This is a genomic window from Janthinobacterium sp. 67 (genome assembly GCF_002797895.1).
GTDB lineage: Bacteria > Pseudomonadota > Gammaproteobacteria > Burkholderiales > Burkholderiaceae_D > Janthinobacterium.
Genome location: NZ_PGES01000001.1, coordinates 1,744,172 through 1,761,243 on the forward strand (window position 1 = coordinate 1,744,172; position 17,072 = coordinate 1,761,243).

The window sequence follows — 17,072 nt, forward strand, 5'->3', positions numbered from 1 at the left end:
GGCAGAGTGAAAACAGGGGGAAGGCGCGCGCCGGCGCTGCTCTACGGCTGTACCGCCTGGTAACAGCGATGTCACGTTTGGTTTGCGCAACGTTTCAATATTGTTTCATAATTTCACCTTGAAACAAAATATTGAAACATGCAACAGAACTCGGTGAAATCAATGGAAGCAGGAGCGGAAAGAAAAACAGCCGGCGGGTGCCGGCTGAAGATGAGTGCGGAAAGGTGAGGGATCAGGCCAGCCGCACCAGCGGATTGGCGATGATGTTGTCGATCTGGCGCACGGCTTCCTCGCAGGCGGCGGCGATGGCGCCCTCCTCGTCGTCGCGCACGAATTGCATGGTCGAGCCTTCGAATACTTCCAGTCCTTCCGCCGTGGCGCGCTCGATGTCGCAACTGGCCGACCATTTGCCGTCGGTGGTGGGCACGGCCAGGGGAACGATTTCCCAGCCTTTATAGTGAATTTTGGAACTGCTATTCATGGGGTGCCTCCTTGGCGACTGACTCAATAATGGAAATCGTAGCATGAAGCGCGACCGGCAGCGACGTGTTTCACGCGCCGGCCGTAGCCAGGCTCACTTTCGGGCTAAACGATTTACGCTGGCTCAAGGACGCAGCAGGTTATCCACTTCCGTGCGGGCTACTTCCAGGCCGGCCGCGCATGCCGTCTCGGGAGCCGCATAACCGCCCAGGGTGCGGCTGCGCGTGATCGCCTGCGCCTCGGGCTCCCCTTCGCGCTGCAGGCGGTAGGTAAAATCCCATAGATCGTCGTTATCCTTTTGCGGGGTCACGGAAATCGTAAAACCGCGGTACTGTTCGCTGCGTGCAGTGATATCGTTCATGAATTCCTCCTTGTAGCAATGAGGTTAGCACGCGGCAAGGCGCAGGGTGCGCACGACTGCGATGGGCGCATATCTGTTTTTCGCATGCCGAATCTCAAATTTCAACATTTTTTGAACGGACTCTGGCGATATAATGTCCTTCCCTGTCCGTCCTTTGCTGCCGTGATGACCCCACAAATCCAAGCTTTCTTCGACACTGCCACCTCCACCGTCACTTATGTCGTCTACGAGGCCGACGGGCGGGACTGCGCCATCATCGATTCCGTGCTCGACTACGACCCCAAGGCCGGCCGCACGTCCACCGCTTCGGCCGACAAGGTGATCGCCTTCGTGCGCGAACACGGCTTGCAGTGCCGCTGGCTGCTGGAAACCCACGCACATGCCGACCACCTGTCCGCTGCGCCCTACCTGCAGCAGCAGCTGGGCGGCGACGTGGCCATCGGCGCCGCCATCCAGACGGTGCAGCAGGCGTTTGCCGCCGTCTACCACCAGGACGGCGCCAGGGCCGACGGCTCGCAGTTCGACCAGCTGTTCGCCCCGGACCAGGTGTTTCATATCGGCGCATTGGAAGTGCGCGCCCTGCACGTGCCCGGCCACACGCCGGCCGACCTGGCTTACCAGATCGGCGACGCCGTGTTTGTCGGCGACACCCTGTTCATGCCGGACGTGGGCTCGGCCCGCTGCGACTTTCCCGGTGGCTCCGCGTCCCTGCTGTACCGTTCCGTGCAGCGTTTGCTGTCGCTGCCGCCGCAGACCCGCCTGTTCATGTGCCACGACTACCCGCCCAACGGCCGCGCGCCGCGCTGGGAAGTGACGGTGGCCGAACAGCGCGCCAGCAATATCCACTTGCGCGACGGTATTACGGAAGAGCAATTCGTGGCCATGCGCACGGGCCGCGACGCCACCCTCGACATGCCGACCCTGATCCTGCCCGCCATCCAGGTCAACATCAATGCGGGCAAGCTGCCCGAGCCGGAAGACAACGGCGTGCGCTACCTGAAGATACCGCTCAATGCGATCTAGCCTGGTGATGTAGTTCCCTCACATGGCGTCAGACGCAACAACACAATGCACATGCTGCGTCTTCCGCCATGCCAGATCCCTCAGTACCATGTGGCGACCCTATCCGAGGATCCGCCACGCCATGCAACCACCGTCAACATCCGCTCCATCCGAGCAACAGACCATCACGCTACCCATGCGCGGCGCGCTTGCCAGCCTGTCTCTGGCCATGCTGCTGCCCGCGCTGGGCACCAGCATCGCCAACGTGGGCTTGCCCGACATGGCCAGGGCCCTGCACGCGCCGTTCCAGGATGTGCAATGGATCGTGCTGTCCTATCTGCTGGCCATCACCGCGCTGATCGTCAGCGTGGGGCGCCTGGGCGACATGGTCGGCCGGCGCCGCCTGCTGCTGGCCGGCATCGCGCTGTTTGCCGCCGCCTCCATCCTGTGCGCGCTGGCGCCCTCCTTGTGGCTGCTGGTCGCCGCGCGCGCCCTGCAGGGCCTGGGCGCCTCCGTCATGATGGCGCTGACCATGGCCTTTGTCGGCAGCACCGTACCCAAGGCCAGGACGGGCAGCGCCATGGGCCTGCTCGGCACCATGTCGGCCGTCGGCACCACGCTGGGTCCCGCGCTGGGCGGCCTGCTGATCGCGCGCTTCGGCTGGCAAGCCATTTTCCTCGTCAACGTGCCGCTGGCCGGCATGGCGCTGCTGCTGGCCTGGCGCTACCTGCCGGCCGACCGGCGAAGCGCCAACGCCAAACGGCCCGTGTTCGACCACCGCGGCACCTTGCTGCTGGCGCTGACCCTGGCCGCCTATGCGCTGGCCATGACCTTGGGCCGCGGCCATTTCGGCATGCGCAACGTGGCGCTGCTGCTGGCCGCCTGCGTGGGCGCCATCGTGTTCGTCCGCGTTGAACTGAAAGCGCCGGCGCCGCTGATACGCCTGGCCATGCTGCGCGCGCCCGTGCTGGGCGCCGGCCTGGCGACCAGCATGCTCGTGTCGACGGTCATGATGTCCACCCTTGTGGTCGGCCCCTTTTATCTCGCGCGCGGCCTGGGCCTGGGCGCTGCCGCCACCGGCATGGTGCTGGCGGCCGGGCCGCTGGTGGCCGCGTTCTGCGGCGTGCCGTCCGGCTGGCTGGTGGACCGCTACGGCGCGCGGCGCATGGGCGGCGCGGGCCTGGGCGGCGCGGCCGTCGCCTGCCTGGCGCTGGCCCTGCTGCCCGCCAGCCTGGGCATTCCCGGCTACGCCGCACCGATCATGCTGCTCACGGCCAGCTATGCGCTGTTCCAGGCAGCCAACAATACGGCCGTGATGGGCGATATCGCTCCCGAGCAGCGCGGCGTCATCTCCGGCATGCTCAATCTGTCGCGCAATCTGGGGCTCGTCACGGGCGCCTCCGTGATGGGCGCCGTCTTCGCTGCGGGCGCCGGCGATATCGCCAACGCCCGGCCAGCGGCCACGATCGTCGGCATGCATGCCACCTTCGGCGTGGCCAGCGCGCTCATTCTGGCGGCGCTGGCGATTTTCGTGCTAGGCCGCTCCCAAGGCAGGGCTGAAGACCCCGCATGATGCGCGCGGAGGCATCAGCCCGCATTGATCTGGCCCGCGCAGACGTCGACCACGCAGCCGCGCAGCCAGCGGTGGGCAGGGTCGGCATCCATGCGCGGATGCCACATCAGCGACACGGTCAGCTCCGGCATGCGCAGCGGCAGCGCAAAGGTGAACATGCCGGCGCGCAGATTGCCCGTATGGCGTTCCGGCACGGTGGCGATCAGGTCGGAGCCGGCGGCCAGCGCCAGCGCCGCCGTAAAGCCGCCGACGATGCTGGCGATCGTGCGCTGCAATCCCAGGGCGGCCAGCGCGTCGTCCATCGGCCCCGTATCCTGGTCGCGCCGCGCCACCAGCACGTGCTGGCCGGCCGCATAGCGCTCGGCGCTGATGTCGCCCTGCGCCAGCGGATGACCGCTGCGCACCACGCCCACGAAACGGTCGCCGAACAGCCTGCGCGTGCGCACTTCCGGGCTGCTGAGACTGCCGATCACGCCCGTTTCCAGGTCGATGCTGCCCTCGCGCAGCTGCGTGCTTTCGCGGTCGGGCTTTTGCACGAAGCGCAGGCGCACGCCAGGCGCTTGCGCGCCGATGTGCGCGAGCAGCGCCGGGCCGAAATTTTCCACGAAACCGTCGCTCGAACGCAGCGTGAATGTTTGCGCCAGCTGGCGCGGGTCCAGCTGCTCCGCCGGTCGCAGCACGGCCAGCGCCTCGCCCACAAGGTGGCCCACCCGTTCGCGCAGCTCCAGCGCGCGCGGCGTGGGCACCAGTTCACGGCCGGCGCGCACCAGCAGCGGATCGCCCGTCGTCTCGCGCAGGCGCGCCAGGGCGCGGCTCATGGCCGATGGGCTCAAGCGCAAGCGCCGCGCCGCGCGCGTGACGCTGCCCTCGGCGAGCAGCACATCGAGGGTAATCAACAGGTTCAGGTCGGGTAGCGACATTGGCGCTTATTCACCCTGCTCCGGCGCGCGGCCGATCTCGCCGTCGATATTGGCCAGGAACCAGGCCAGCGACGACATCAGTGCCACGTTGCGCTTGAGGTTATCCGGCTCGACCTTGTCCAGGGTGTCGGCCGGCGTATGGTGGTAGTGGAAGTAGCTGTGGCTGTCGACCAGCGGCTCGAAACTGGGCACGCCGGCCGTTTCCAGCCGGTGCAAGTCGCCCGTGCCCAGCGCGTCGCGGCGCGTGAATGCATGCGCGCCCATCGGCTGCAGGGCTGCCAGCAAAGGCGTAAACAGTTTTTCCGCCTTCGGTCCCACGCTGGCCTTGATGCCGAACGGGCGGCCGGCGCCGCTGTCCATCTCGATGGCCGCATATTGCTTGCCGAGCGCCTGCTTGTGGGCGTCGAAATAGGCCTGGCCGCCACGCCCGCCGTTTTCCTCGTTCATCCAGGCGATCACGCGGATGGTGCGGCGCGGGCGGTAGTCGAGCTTTTTCAGGGTTTCCACCACGCCCATGGCCGCCACCACGCCGGCGCCGTCGTCGTGCGCGCCCGTCGCCAGGTCCCAGGAATCGAGGTGGCCAGACACCACCACTACTTCATCGGCCTTGTCCGTGCCCGGCCAGTCGGCAATGACGTTGTAGCTGTCCGCGTCCGGCAGGTTTTGCGGCGTCAGGGTCAGGTGCATCTTCATGGGACCGCGCGCGGCCAGGCGGCCGATCAGCAGGGCGTCTTCCACGGTGACGGCGGCGGCCGGAATGCGCTGTTTGTCGTCCAGGCCCGTGGCGCCCGCGTGCGGGATGCGGAAGTTCGCGCCGCCGATCGAGCGCACCAGCGCGGCGGCCGCGCCCAGCTCCGCCGCAGCCCTGGGGCCGTTGAAACGGAAACGCGAACCCTGGCCATAGGTGACGCCGGCCAGGCCACGCTCGGCCATCTCCTGGTCGAACGGCGTGTCGATCAGCACGATGGCGCCCTTCACTTCCGGCGCACGCGCCTTGAGTTCTTCCAGGCTTTTGACGATGATCAGGGGCGCCGTCAGGCCGGCGGCCGGCGTCGCGCCCGAGCCGCCCAGGGCCGTGAGCACCACGCGCTGCGACACGCCCTGCGGTCGGCCCGCATAGTCGACGATTTCCGCCGTTTCCACGCCGCGCACCCAGTGCGGCACTTTCACGGGCTGCAGGGTGACGGTGGCGCCCAGCTGGCGCATGGTGTTCGCCACCTGCTGCACGGCGGCGGCGGCGCCGGCGGAGCCGGACAGGCGCGGGCCGATCAAATCCGTCATGTCGGCCAGGCGGGCGTAGGCCCAGTCGCTTTGCAGCGCCGTGTCGCGCACCTGCGCCAGCGCTTGCGGCGTGTTGCCTGGCGCGGCGGCAAAGGTCCCGGCGCTGACGATGCAGCCCAGGGCAAGGAATAAAGCGGAACGGCGCAGTGGCGCGCCAGTCAGGATGGTATGCATGTGATGTCAGTTCCAGTCAACGAAGTCGAAACGGGTGCGCCGTGGCCATGGGCAAGGCGCGGCTTTCTACGATAGCGTATTTATTCTGTCATTGCAGCAACTTTTACGGGATCGATTGCCTGTTTCCCCCGGAGTCGATTACCATCAGGATTCGTGATCGCCACCGGAAACCGACATGCTCAAGGGAACCCTCTGTACCGTCCGGCATTTGCAAGCTGCCGACCTGAACACCTATATTTCCCTCGTCAACGACTTGCCCTCGCGCGGCGAGTTTTTCTCCTTGCAATTCAAGTCGCCCGAGGCCATGCGGCGCGACTTCCTGCAAACGGGCTTTGTCACCGAAGACAGCGAATTGTTCCTCATCGAAGACAAGGCCCAGCACATCATCGGCACGATCACGCACTTCAAGAGCCGCACGCCGGCCTCGCGCGAGATCGGCTACCGCCTGTTCGACCGGCAGCGCGACGGGCAAGGCTACATCAGCGAAGCGACGCGCCTGGTGGTCGACTACCTGTTCAGCGCCTATCCGTATCACCGGCTGGAACTGCTGATGGACCCGCTGAACTTCGGCTCCGAGCGCATCGCGCAAAAGAACGGTTTTACCCAGGAGGGCTTGATACGCCAGGCCTTCTTCATCAATGGCGTGATGCGCGATGCCAAAATGTACAGCCTGCTGCGTCCCGAATGGCAGGCGCGTACGCGCTGACTTGTTACCACCGGGGCAGGATTGTAATAAGTTGTATTAGACGTGGAACAAGCTTGCGGCAGCGGATATAGTCCAGTTCATGCAGATCATTGTGATCTCGCCGGAATGGAAGGAAATGCCATGTTGAACAAGAAACTCCTGGGTGCGGTAATGGTAGCGGCAGTGGCGGTGTCTTCGGCCGCAGTCGCCGGTGACCGCGACTTCAATACCGTTGCAGGCGCCGTTGTCGGGGCGGCCATTGGCAACAGCACCGGCGGACGCAATGGTGCGATCGTCGGTGGCGTCATCGGCGCCGCCGTCGGCAACAGCATCAATACAAATGACCGCTATTACGACCGTGGCGGCTATCGCGGCGGCTACCGCGAAACCTATTACGCGCCTGCGCCACAGCCCGTGTACTACGCACCGGCGCCGCAGCCCGTGTACTACGCGCCGCCACCGCGCTACTACGGCCCGCCGGCTGTCGTCTACGTGCAACCGGGCCGCGGCTACTACCGTGATTATGACCGCCGCGACTACTATGACCGTGGCCACGGTCATGGCCACGGCTGGGGCCATCGCCGCTAAGCATTGCCCTGCATCACCCCGAAGAGACCTGCGCCAGCCTGCTGCCGCAGGTTTTTTTGCGAAATAGGCAAGGTATCGCTCCCGCACGATTTCGGCTAAGCTGTGTCCTATGATCAACATTGCTGGCCGCCTGGACCGCAACAACCGATGCATTTAATCAAAGACGGGCTCGACTTCGCCCCCTGGCTCGATGCCGCCGCCGGCAGCAGCGTGGGCGCCGGCCCGCTGCCGCGCCGCGAGAACCAGGATAACTTCCTGCTGATCGATGCCAGCGGCCACGCCGTCTGCCTGTCGCGCCAGGCGCCGTTCCACTGCCAGGTGCCTGGCTGGCCACGCGGCCATGTGCGCGCGGCCGTGCTCGACGGCATGGGCGGCCACGGCCAGGGGCGCGAAGCGGCGGAAGCGGCCGTGCAAGGCTTGCTGGCCGTGCCCGCCTGCCTCGATACGGCCAGCCTGGCTGCCAGGCTGGATCAGTTGCACACGCGCTTGCAGGATACCTTCGCCAGGACGACGCCAGCCCAGGCGCGTCCACCCGGCACCACCCTGACCTTGCTGGAAGTGCCGCCCGGCGAAGCGCCGCTGCTGTATCACGTGGGCGATTCGCGCCTGTATGAAATTGCCGACGGGGCGGCCAGCATCCTCACCGTCGACCACGTGCCGGCCACCGTGTATGCCATGCGCGGCGCGCTCGACGAGACGCGCTGGCGGGCCACCGTGCATGGCGAGCACCATCCGCAAATCTCGCAGGCATTTATCCTAGGCAACGCCATCAGCGACAGCTTGCAGCTCGACAAGCCATTAATGGGCCTCGATGCGGCCACCTTGCCGCCCTTCCTCGCGCATCTGGGCGACCGCCGCGTGCTGCGCGTGCGGCCCGGCGCCCACTATCTGCTGGCCAGCGACGGCTTCTGGGCCTGCGACGACCCGCTGGCTCTCACGGCCCGCTGGCCCGCCCTGTGTGCCGGCAAGACTGCGGCACAGGCCGTCACCGCCCTGTTGGACGATTTCCTCTCCCATCCGCCAACAGGTTTACATAGCGACAACCTTACCGTGCTGGCGCTGCGCTTCGATGCGGAGTTCACCGTCCCAAGCGGCTAGCGGCCAGGTAGCCGGCAGTCGCCGACACGGCCGACAGCACGGCGCCCCAGGCCATGTCGATCGCCGTCAAGGCCAGCGGCCAGTCGCGCAAGGTCGCATAGTTGCTCAAATCATAAGTGCCATAGGCAAGCAGCCCGAGCAGCGCACCCAGCGCCGCCGCCGTGGGCCCGCGGCGCGCGCGCAGGCCGGGCAGGATGGCAAACACCACCAGCCCCAGCACGTACAGCAGGTAAAACAGCACGGCCGGGCCCCAGCGGGGCGTGTCCGCCAGCAAGGGTCCCAGGGCTGCGGCGTACACCGGCTTCATCAGCACCGCCAGCCACAGGGCGTCGATGGCCAGGAAGACGCACAAGGTGGCGCCATAGGCAATGGCAAGCTGGAGCGGGCGTTGGGCAGGCATGGTCGTCTTTCGGCGTCAGGCGGCGCGTGGGGAACTGTTGCGCCAGCATAATGCAAAAAACGGCACCAGGGGGCGCATGAATGGGGAAGCAAGTCCATGACATATCAAAATAACATATCCAGAAAGATATAAAATGTGTTTTTGAGCAATTATTTCCAGGGCATGCATGACGAGGTGTGACCAGGGCAACGAATTTGGCCAAAAAGAGCGCATTCCGCTGCCGCGAAAGTTGCCAAGCAGGCGCAAAAGCGCGTAAGCTCTCATGTATAACAGAGGGCAGAATGTCCCCGCTCGATTCGAGTCAGAATGTCATGAAAAAATGCAGCAACCCGGAGCACCCGCACTGTACGTTCTGGGTCTTGCCTAGGGATACCGTCTGCGCGGGCAACCACCCGCAAGCGACGACTGCCCCCAGCAGCTACGACCTGTTGACCGCACTGCGCAGCGCCCGTTCCGAGCCATCGGCAACGGCGCTTCCGCACGCCCCTGCACATGATTCTGATAGTCGCGATGCTGTCATTCGCGATGCCGCCATTCAAACGGTAAGCCGCTCCGTGGGGGCCTGCGCCGCCCCCCCGGCGTTCACGCCAGCGCCCGTCGCGCCATCACCGGTCCCTCCCGCCTACCAGCCCGTGCAAGCCCACCTGCACATCAGCGGCTTCGACCCGCGCGCGGCAGGCGGACGGCAAACCCTGAAGATGGAGTTGCGCGGCATGAGTGCCGCCTGCGCGCCGCAGCTGACCTTGCGCCTGCGCTCGGACCTGATCCCGCGCGGGCACGTGCAGCATGATTTCGTGCGCACCACGCGCGGCGACTGGCGTCCCGTGTTTGTCGAGTTTTCCTCGCGCAACAAGGAACACGGGCAATACCAGATCGAAGTGGAAGTGCACAGCCACGTCGACGGCGCCGTGGCGCAGAAATGGGTATGCACGTTTGTCATCCTCGTGCCGCGCCGCGACGCCACCCTGACGGAAATCCACCAGATATTCCTCAGTACGCACAAGAACGTGCGCGTGATGGCCGACGACGCGTCGATCGCCCGCGTGACGGGCGGCGATGGCTGCAACCTCGACGTGACGGCGCGCAATGCCGGCATTGCCCACGTGGATCTGTCCGCGCCGCAAGGCAAGATCGACATGGGCTTTACCACCATCGCCTGGGACGAGGAGTTGATCGAAGTCGACCTTCCCGCCGCCAGCCACTGCCATCCGCACCCGAGCCAGGCCGCCTGTCTCGTCAATGCGGCGCCGGAAGCGGGCGAACAGCGCCAGATCCGCCTGTTCGCGCTGGAAGAATGCATGCTGGGCCGCTTCGAACTGGTGGATCCGGAAGCCGATGTACTGCTCAGCCATTTCAGCCCCGATGGCCAGGACAACAATGGCTTGACGCGGCGCCTGTCGGGCCGCCACGCCATTATCCGGCGCGGCCAGCAAGGCTTTGAAATCGAGGATGTGTCGCGCTATGGTTTGCTGCTCGACGGCGTCTGGCCCGGCAAGCACAAACCCGTACCCCTGCGCCTGGGCATGCGCATCGAATTGTCTGCCAGCATCAAGGGCATCGTCGTGCTCAGCGTCACGGCCCTGCTCGCGCATGGCGTGATCCTGCACCGCATCGACCACGGCGCCCGCGCCGAATGCTTTTATCTGCTGCTGCCCGACACCCAGCCCACGCCGGCCAGCCACCTTGCCACGCCGCAAGCCAGCGGCTTGCCCGTGCTTTTCCACCGCAACGGCGGCTTCTGGCACCTGGACACGGCCAGCGGCAAGGAAACGGCGCTGGCCCCCGCCACCGCGCTCGACAAGCTGAGCGGCTTCGCGCGGCACAAGCGCTTCGCCAGCGAACCGTATCCGGAGTGCTGGATCATCCGCACCGAAGGCGCGGCCCTGTGCGACAGCGCAACCATGCAAACGGCCTGATACAGCACCTCCTGACACCTGACCGCTAGCGCGGTACCAGCACCAGGAAAATCAGCGACAAGCCAATAATGAACACCGCTTCCAGCGAAAACACGAGGGCGGGAATCTGCAATTCGCGCGGAATTTTCATGGCGACACCTCTTCAAAACGTCAAACTGCTTTCAGCATAGCGCGCCCTGCGCCAAATACATTATCAGCCGCACAACATGGTTGTTGACCCGGCATGCATTGCCGAGTCCGCTGACCAAGCTATCCCGACACACAATTTAACAAATTATCAGCAGATATTCCGCAAATAGCCGCCCTCCACGCCCCTGCATACTGTATATTCATCCAGTTAATACCAGCTGACATTTCACACGGCGCCCGCAGGGCGTTTTACATTTCCTATGGCTTCCAACAAAGCGCATCATGCGACCGGTTGGGCTGCCGGCGTGATCGCCGCGGCCCTGGTCGCGCACGCTGGCGCCGGTGGCCCCTATCAAGTGCTGAGCATGCTCGCCTTTGTCATGGGGGCGCTGGGCGGCACGGCGCCGGACTGGCTGGAAGTGGCCTGGTGGGCGCGCACGCACAAGCTGTGGATCACGCACCGCACGTGGACGCACTGGGGCCTGGCCTGGATCGCCCTGCTCGTCTACACGTATCTGCAATTGCCGCATCACCCGTGGGCCCCGCCCCTGTTCGGCTTTGCCGCCGGCGGCATCATGCATCTGCTGGCCGACTGGCCCAATCCGCTGGGCGTACCGTGGATATTCCGCCGCCACTCGCTGCGCTGGTGGAAGAGCGGCCGCCACGACATCATCGTCATCATCGCCGCCTGGCTGGCCGCCACCATCGTGGCCGACCATGTATTTTTTGACGGCATCCACTGGCAGCGCAGCGTCCTGGCGCTGGACAGCCTGCTGCACTGGTCCGCCACTGCCCTGCAGCAAGCCTGGACGGATCTGCAACAGTGGCAGGAACGCTGGCGCCTCGGTGGCTGACGCCGATTGACGGAGGTCGCATGGCAATGTGATAATGAGTATCATTCTCAAACAGCCCAGCCAGCCGGCACCCCCGCGTTCCGTCAGCCCAGCTCTTCCCTTGCCTGGAGAACGCAGTGAGTACCGTCAGTCCCACCCATGCCAATCACCTGAGCACCCTGTACAGCGAGCATCACGGCTGGCTGTATGGCTGGCTGCGGGGCAAGCTGGGCAACCGCGCCGAGGCGGCCGACCTGGCGCAGGACACGTTCTTGCGCTTGCTGGGCAAGCGCGATTTGACACCGCTGGCACCGCTGCGCGAGCCGCGTGGCTACCTGGCGACCATCGCGCGCGGCTTGCTGATCGACCGCTACCGGCGCCAGGCGCTGGAACAGGCCTACCTGGAAGCGCTGGCGCAGCAAGCCGAACCGGTATCGATCAGCGCCGAAACGCATGCCATCATCATCGAAACCCTGCTGGCCATCGACCGCCTGCTCGACCGCCTGGGCGCGCGCACGCGGGCCATCTTCCTGCTGGCGCAGATCGAGGAGCTCAGTTATGTGGAGATCAGCCGGCGCCTGGGCGTATCCTTGCCCACCGTGAAAAAGCACCTGGTGCGCGCCTACACGGAATGCCTGATGCTGGCGGCCGGCTGATGTTCGGCGCATCCTCGTCCACTCCTATCGCCCGCAAGGTCCTGGCCGCCGCCGCCCACTGGCACGTGGAACTCCAGTGCGGCAGCGCCGACCCGGTCGCCCTGCAGGCATGGCGCGACGCCAGCGCCGAACATGAGCGGGCCTGGGAACTGCTGCGGCACATGGATGGCCAGCTGGCCACGATACCGGCGGCGCTGGCGATGCCTGCCCTGCAGGCGGCGCAGCAGCGCCGGCGCAGCGCCGCCAAGATACTCGCCCTGCTGGTGGCGGCCGGCGGCGGCATCGCGCTGGGCCAGGCAGGCCTGCAGTCCGCGCCTTGGCAAGCGTGGACGGCGTCCTTGCGCACGGCGCCGGGCCGGCGCCGCCACGTGACCTTGGCCGATGGGGGGCGCATGGAAATGAACACGGATAGCGCGCTCGATGTCGCTTACGGCGCCACGCACCGCTGCATCCGCCTGCACCATGGCGAAATCATGATCACGACGGCGTCCGATGCGCGCCCCTTCCTCGTCGACACGCCGCACGGCTTGATCCGCGCGCTCGGTACGCGCTTCGGCGTGCGCTGCGATGACGATGGCAGCACGGTCAGCGTCTACGAACACGCCGTGGAAGTGCGCTGCGCGGCGCGCCCGGACGCCGTGCGCCGCCTCCAAGCGGGACAGCAGCTGCGTTTCAGCGCAACCGGCACGCAGGACGTGCAGGCCATGCCCGCGCACCAGGACAGCTGGCTGCGCGGCATGCTGGTGGCCGCCGACTGGCCCCTGCAGCAACTGGTGCAGGAACTGGCGCGTTACCGGCGCGGGCGCCTCGCGTGCCACGCGTCCGTGGCGCGGCGGCCCGTTACGGGCACGTATCGGCTCGACGATATCGACGCCGTGCTGGAAAGCCTGTGCGCCTCGCACGGGCTGCAAGTGACGTACTTCACGCGCTACTGGGCCACGGTGGCGGCCCGGGCTACATAGTTATTTTCAGTTTTTTTGCGCCAGGGGTTGGTGTTTCGCTGCGCTGCTTCGGCTTCATGAATAGGTAGCCGATTCACACGCCGATTCACGTACCAATTCTTATCCCTTAGAGCAGAAAGACCGAGCATGCAGCTGACCACCCCCGTCCTCCATCCCGCCGCGCGCGCCATCCGCCTGGCCGTCATCGCCATGGCTTGCGCCGCCCCCGCCGCCTTTGTCGCCGCGCCCGCGCTGGCGCAAGGCCAGGCCGCCACCGCCCCGCAAGCCTATGCCGTACCGGCCGGCCCGCTGGCCACCGCCCTCAACGACTTTGCCGTCGCCGCCGGCGTCAGCCTGTCGACCGACCCGGCGCAGACGCGGGGACTGCGCTCGCCCGGCGTGCGCGGCAGCTTTGGCGTGACCCAGGGCTTTGCCCAGGTGCTGGCCGGCAGCGGCCTGGAAGCCGTGCAACTGCCGAACGGCGCCTACGTGCTGCGCCAGGCAGCCGCACCCTCCGCAGCGGCGGCCGGCGTGGAAAAGACCATGGCGCCCGTGACGGTCAGCGCCAGCATGGAGCGCGACCCCGTCAGTGAGCACAGCAATTCGTATGCGGCGCGCGCCGTCACCGTCGGCAAGGGCGTGCAGACCCTGCGCGAAATTCCCCAGTCCGTCAGCGTCGTTACGCGCCAAAAGATGGACGACCAGAATCTCAACACCATCGACGCCGTGCTGGCCAACACCACCGGCATCACCATGTACGACAGCCCCATGGGCGGGCGCTATGTGTATTCGCGCGGCTTCATGGTCGACACTTACCAGTTCGACGGCGTGAACCGCGCCATGTACTACCCGCAGGCGAACAGCTTTACCAGCAATACGGCCGTGCTGGACCGCGTGGAAATCGTGCGCGGCGCCACCGGCTTGCTGCAGGGCACGGGCTCGCCGGGCGCCGCCATCAACATGGTGCGCAAGCGTCCGCTGGCGGAAAAGCAGGTGCAGCTGGCGCTGAGCGCCGGCCGCTGGAACGACGTGCGCGGCGAAGTCGACGTCACCGGCCCCTTGAATGAGTCGGGCAGCATCCGCGGCCGCGCCGTGGCCGCGCATGAGCAGCGCGATTATTTCTATGACGTGGCCGACAGCCGCACCGACGTGCTGTATGGCGTGCTGGAATTCGACCTGGCGCCGGGCAGCAAGCTGACGACGGGCGCCAGCTACGAGAAACTGCACTCGACACCCTTCTTTTCCGGCATGGCCCGCTACCGCGATGGCAGCGATCCGAAGCTGCCGCGCGAAACCTTCCTCGGCGCCGACTGGAACCGCTGGGCGAGCCGCCAGACGGCCGTCTTCGCCGAATTCGAGCACCGTTTCGACGCCGACTGGCTGTTCAAGGCCAGCGCCAACTACACGCGCGAGCGGCATGACGTGAAATACATGTTCAGCCAGGGCGCGATCGATCCCGCCACCATGGCCGGCATGATGATGTATGGCGGCGTGTTCGACTATGGCAGCACCAACAAGGGCCTCGACCTGTCGCTCGACGGCAAATTCAACGCCTTCGGCCGCCGCCACGGCTTCAGCGCCGGCATCAACACGAACCGCCTGGAAAGCGACAGCGATTTCAGCCTGGCACTGCTGCAGCAGCCGAACAACCCTCTGCGGCCCAATCACGGCGTGGCCGAACCGAGCGACGCCTGGTTCCGCGAAAACAGCTACCGGGGCGATCCCAGCGTGACGAAAATGACGCAGACGGGCGCCTATGGCGTGGCCCGCTTCAGCGTCAGCGATCCGCTCACCGTGGTGGCGGGCGCGCGTGTGTCGAACTACAAATGGAGCAGCGTGTACCGCGACACGGGCGAGGTGTATATCGATCCGTACCGCGAAAACGGCGTCGTCACGCCGTATGGCGGTGTGATCTACGCGTTCGACAAGCGCTGGTCCGGCTATGCCAGCGTGTCCGACATCTTCCAGCCGCAAAACCAGCGCACGGCCGAAGGCGCCCTGCTCGACCCGCTCAAGGGGCGCAACCTGGAAGTGGGCGTCAAGGGTGAACTGTTCGACGGCAAGGTCAATACCTCGCTGGCGCTGTTCCGCATCGAGCAGCGCAACCGCGCCGAACTCGACCTGGTCAACACCTGCTCCAGCGGCACGGAATGCTATTTCTCGGCGGGCAAGGTGCGCAGCGAAGGCGTCGATGCGGAAATCAGCGGCGAAGTGGCACCGGGCTGGCAGCTGTTCGCCGGCTACACCCTGAACAATTTTAAATATCTGGAACAGACGTCGAATGCGGGCGTGATGTTCGCCAGTACCTACTCGCCGCGCCACATGCTGCGCGCGTGGAGCGACTACCGCCTGCCCGGCGCCCTGCAAAAGTGGAGTGTGGGCGGCGGCGTGAACTTCCAGACGGAGAGCTCGCGCGTGACGCAGAACGTCACGGTGGCGCAAGGCGCGTATGCCTTGTTCAGCGCGCGCGGCGCCTACCAGATCGACCGCAACTGGACGGCGTCGCTGTCCGTGACGAACTTGCTCGACAAGCGCTACTACCAGACGGTGGGCGCGCCTGCGTGGGGCAATTTCTATGGCGAACCGCGCAAGGCGCAACTGACCTTGCGCACGCGTTTCTAGACGAAACGCTTATGCCGGAGGACGCAATGGCGCCTTCGGCAGCGGGATGAATTCCGTCTCGCCCGGCACGCTCACCATGCGCTGGGCGGTCCAGTCGTCGGCCGCCTGCGACAATCGTTCCTTGCTCGACGAGACGAAATTCCAGAACAGGAAGCGGTGGCCGTCCAGCGGCTCGCCGCCGATGACGACGAACTGCACCGGACCGCCGCCTGCCGCCACCACGGGCACGGCCCCAGCTTCCAGCAAGGCCATGGTGTGCGGCGCGAGCGCCACGCCATCGACCAGCACGTCCCCGCTGACCGGATAGATCGCCGCTTCCGGCGGCAAGCCTTCCAGCCGTAATGTACGCCCCGCCTGCAGCGCCACGTCCAGGTACACCGTCTGCATGTAGGTGCGCACGGGCGACGTCCGACCAAAGGCCGTGCCGATCAAGACCTTGACGACGGCGCCATCGAGCGGCACGACGGGAATGTCGGCTTGCGGCGTGTGCGTAAAACTCGGTTCGTCCTCCTCGTGCGCCTTGGGCAGCGCGGCCCACAGCTGCAAGCCGTGCGTGCGGTGCGGCTGGCCCGCCAGGTCGTGCGGCGTGCGTTCCGAATGCACGATGCCGCGCCCGGCCGTCATCCAGTTGATGGCGCCCGGTTCGATGCGCTGGTAGGAGCCGATGCTGTCGCGGTGGTCGATCGCGCCCTCGAACAGATAGGTGACGGTGGCCAGGCCGATGTGCGGATGGGGGCGCACGTCGTGGTTGGCGTCGGGCGCCACGTCGATGGGGCCGAAATGGTCGAAGAAGATGAAGGGGCCGACGGCCTGCTTGGCCGCCGAAGGCAGCAAGCGCCGCACGACGAAGCCGCCGCCCAGGTCCTTTTCGTGGCTTTTCAGGATGGCCGCGCTCATGCCAGCACCGTCGTGATTTCGGTGGTGACGGCCGTCATCAGCTTGTGGATCGGGCATTTGCCGGCCACGGCCAGCAATTCCTGGCGCTGCGCATCCGTCATCTCCCCCGTCAGGTGCAGGGTGGCGGCCAGGCGGTACACGCCCTTGCGCTCTTCGCTGGCATCGCGCTCGGTCGACACTTCCACGTGTTCCAGTGGGATACCCTTGTGCCTGGCGTACCAGACGACGGTGAGCGCCTTGCAGGCCGACAGGGCCGCGTCGTACAGGTCGTGCGGCGAAGGGCCGGCGTCGCCGCCGCCCTCTTCCACCGAGGCGTCGGCGGAAATGATGTGGTCGCGCACGTGCACGATGTGGCGCATGGGTAGCGACTGGTCGCGGATGGCTTTGATGGTCATGGCGTTCCTTGGTGCGTTTGGAAAGCCACAATTTACACCGTTTGGCCGCTTGGCGCAGCCCGCTGCCCTGCAAAACTGGTCATGAGATACGGAACACGGCGTGACGACGCTGTACGCAGGA

The 17,072-nt window shown here is 65.9% G+C and carries 17 protein-coding genes; 10 read left to right on the forward strand and 7 right to left on the reverse strand.

Going from position 1 to position 17,072, the window contains the following annotated elements:
- Positions 1–232: 232 nt before the first annotated feature.
- Positions 233–481 (reverse strand): hypothetical protein, encoded by a 249-nt coding sequence (locus tag CLU90_RS07780; RefSeq protein ID WP_034751890.1) that lies wholly within the window; start codon positions 479–481, stop codon positions 233–235.
- A 123-nt stretch (positions 482–604) separates the two neighbouring features.
- Positions 605–841, reverse strand: coding sequence for a hypothetical protein (locus CLU90_RS07785; protein WP_092714573.1), 237 nt, complete (start codon positions 839–841; stop codon positions 605–607).
- Positions 842–1,006: 165 nt separating this feature from the next.
- Here CLU90_RS07785 and CLU90_RS07790 point away from each other — a divergent pair, with 165 nt between their 5' ends.
- Both CLU90_RS07790 and CLU90_RS07795 read left to right on the forward strand, forming a co-directional pair.
- Positions 1,007–1,864: an MBL fold metallo-hydrolase gene (locus tag CLU90_RS07790; RefSeq protein ID WP_100427619.1), complete on the forward strand. Its 858-nt coding sequence runs from the start codon at positions 1,007–1,009 to the stop codon at positions 1,862–1,864.
- A 121-nt stretch (positions 1,865–1,985) separates the two neighbouring features.
- Positions 1,986–3,416: an MFS transporter gene (locus tag CLU90_RS07795; protein ID WP_100427620.1), complete on the forward strand. Its 1,431-nt coding sequence runs from the start codon at positions 1,986–1,988 to the stop codon at positions 3,414–3,416.
- Positions 3,417–3,430: 14 nt separating this feature from the next.
- Here CLU90_RS07795 and CLU90_RS07800 read toward each other — a convergent pair whose 3' ends face one another.
- Positions 3,431–4,336: a LysR family transcriptional regulator gene (locus tag CLU90_RS07800; protein WP_100427621.1), complete on the reverse strand. Its 906-nt coding sequence runs from the start codon at positions 4,334–4,336 to the stop codon at positions 3,431–3,433.
- A 6-nt stretch (positions 4,337–4,342) separates the two neighbouring features.
- Positions 4,343–5,791: a M20/M25/M40 family metallo-hydrolase gene (locus CLU90_RS07805; RefSeq protein ID WP_100427622.1), complete on the reverse strand. Its 1,449-nt coding sequence runs from the start codon at positions 5,789–5,791 to the stop codon at positions 4,343–4,345.
- Positions 5,792–5,966: 175 nt separating this feature from the next.
- Here CLU90_RS07805 and CLU90_RS07810 point away from each other — a divergent pair, with 175 nt between their 5' ends.
- The 3 genes from CLU90_RS07810 to CLU90_RS07820 all read left to right on the forward strand — a co-directional run bounded on the left by CLU90_RS07810 (position 5,967) and on the right by CLU90_RS07820 (position 8,162).
- Positions 5,967–6,497 (forward strand): GNAT family N-acetyltransferase, encoded by a 531-nt coding sequence (locus CLU90_RS07810; RefSeq protein ID WP_092714563.1) that lies wholly within the window; start codon positions 5,967–5,969, stop codon positions 6,495–6,497.
- A 120-nt stretch (positions 6,498–6,617) separates the two neighbouring features.
- Positions 6,618–7,064 carry a glycine zipper 2TM domain-containing protein gene (locus CLU90_RS07815; protein WP_092714561.1) on the forward strand — a complete coding sequence of 149 codons (447 nt, stop codon included), beginning with the start codon at positions 6,618–6,620 and terminating at the stop codon, positions 7,062–7,064.
- A gap of 147 nt (positions 7,065–7,211) precedes the next feature.
- Positions 7,212–8,162 carry a PP2C family protein-serine/threonine phosphatase gene (locus tag CLU90_RS07820; RefSeq protein WP_100427623.1) on the forward strand — a complete coding sequence of 317 codons (951 nt, stop codon included), beginning with the start codon at positions 7,212–7,214 and terminating at the stop codon, positions 8,160–8,162.
- Here CLU90_RS07820 and CLU90_RS07825 read toward each other — a convergent pair.
- Complete coding sequence (locus CLU90_RS07825) at positions 8,143–8,562, reverse strand: DUF2177 family protein (protein WP_092714556.1); 420 nt, start codon at positions 8,560–8,562, stop codon at positions 8,143–8,145. The two genes, CLU90_RS07820 and CLU90_RS07825, sit on opposite strands and share 20 nt — an antisense overlap.
- 311 nt (positions 8,563–8,873) lie before the next feature.
- On the opposite strand from CLU90_RS07825, the gene CLU90_RS07830 reads away from it, so the two are divergent.
- The 5 genes from CLU90_RS07830 to CLU90_RS07850 all read left to right on the forward strand — a co-directional run bounded on the left by CLU90_RS07830 (position 8,874) and on the right by CLU90_RS07850 (position 15,659).
- Positions 8,874–10,478 carry an FHA domain-containing protein gene (locus tag CLU90_RS07830; protein ID WP_232731120.1) on the forward strand — a complete coding sequence of 535 codons (1,605 nt, stop codon included), beginning with the start codon at positions 8,874–8,876 and terminating at the stop codon, positions 10,476–10,478.
- A gap of 389 nt (positions 10,479–10,867) precedes the next feature.
- Positions 10,868–11,461, forward strand: coding sequence for a metal-dependent hydrolase (locus CLU90_RS07835; RefSeq protein ID WP_092714554.1), 594 nt, complete (start codon positions 10,868–10,870; stop codon positions 11,459–11,461).
- Between the two features lie 116 nt (positions 11,462–11,577).
- A complete protein-coding gene (locus CLU90_RS07840; protein ID WP_100427624.1) occupies positions 11,578–12,096 on the forward strand; it encodes a sigma-70 family RNA polymerase sigma factor in 519 nt (172 codons plus the stop codon).
- Positions 12,096–13,058 carry a FecR domain-containing protein gene (locus tag CLU90_RS07845; RefSeq protein ID WP_100427625.1) on the forward strand — a complete coding sequence of 321 codons (963 nt, stop codon included), beginning with the start codon at positions 12,096–12,098 and terminating at the stop codon, positions 13,056–13,058. The genes CLU90_RS07840 and CLU90_RS07845 overlap by 1 nt, the downstream gene beginning before the upstream one ends.
- 126 nt (positions 13,059–13,184) lie before the next feature.
- The gene (locus CLU90_RS07850; RefSeq protein WP_100427626.1) at positions 13,185–15,659 is read left to right on the forward strand and encodes a TonB-dependent siderophore receptor; all 2,475 of its coding nucleotides are present in this window, start codon (positions 13,185–13,187) and stop codon (positions 15,657–15,659) included.
- Positions 15,660–15,668: 9 nt separating this feature from the next.
- Here the strand turns inward: CLU90_RS07850 and CLU90_RS07855 are convergent, their stop codons facing one another.
- Together CLU90_RS07855 and CLU90_RS07860 are read right to left on the reverse strand one after the other, a co-directional pair.
- On the reverse strand, positions 15,669–16,556 hold the full coding sequence (locus tag CLU90_RS07855; RefSeq protein WP_100427627.1) for a pirin family protein: 888 nt from the start codon (positions 16,554–16,556) through the stop codon (positions 15,669–15,671).
- Entirely contained in the window at positions 16,553–16,951 is a 399-nt protein-coding gene (locus CLU90_RS07860; RefSeq protein ID WP_100427628.1) for an OsmC family protein, read from the reverse strand. Before CLU90_RS07860 ends, CLU90_RS07855 begins: the two co-directional genes overlap by 4 nt.
- Positions 16,952–17,072: the final 121 nt, after the last annotated feature.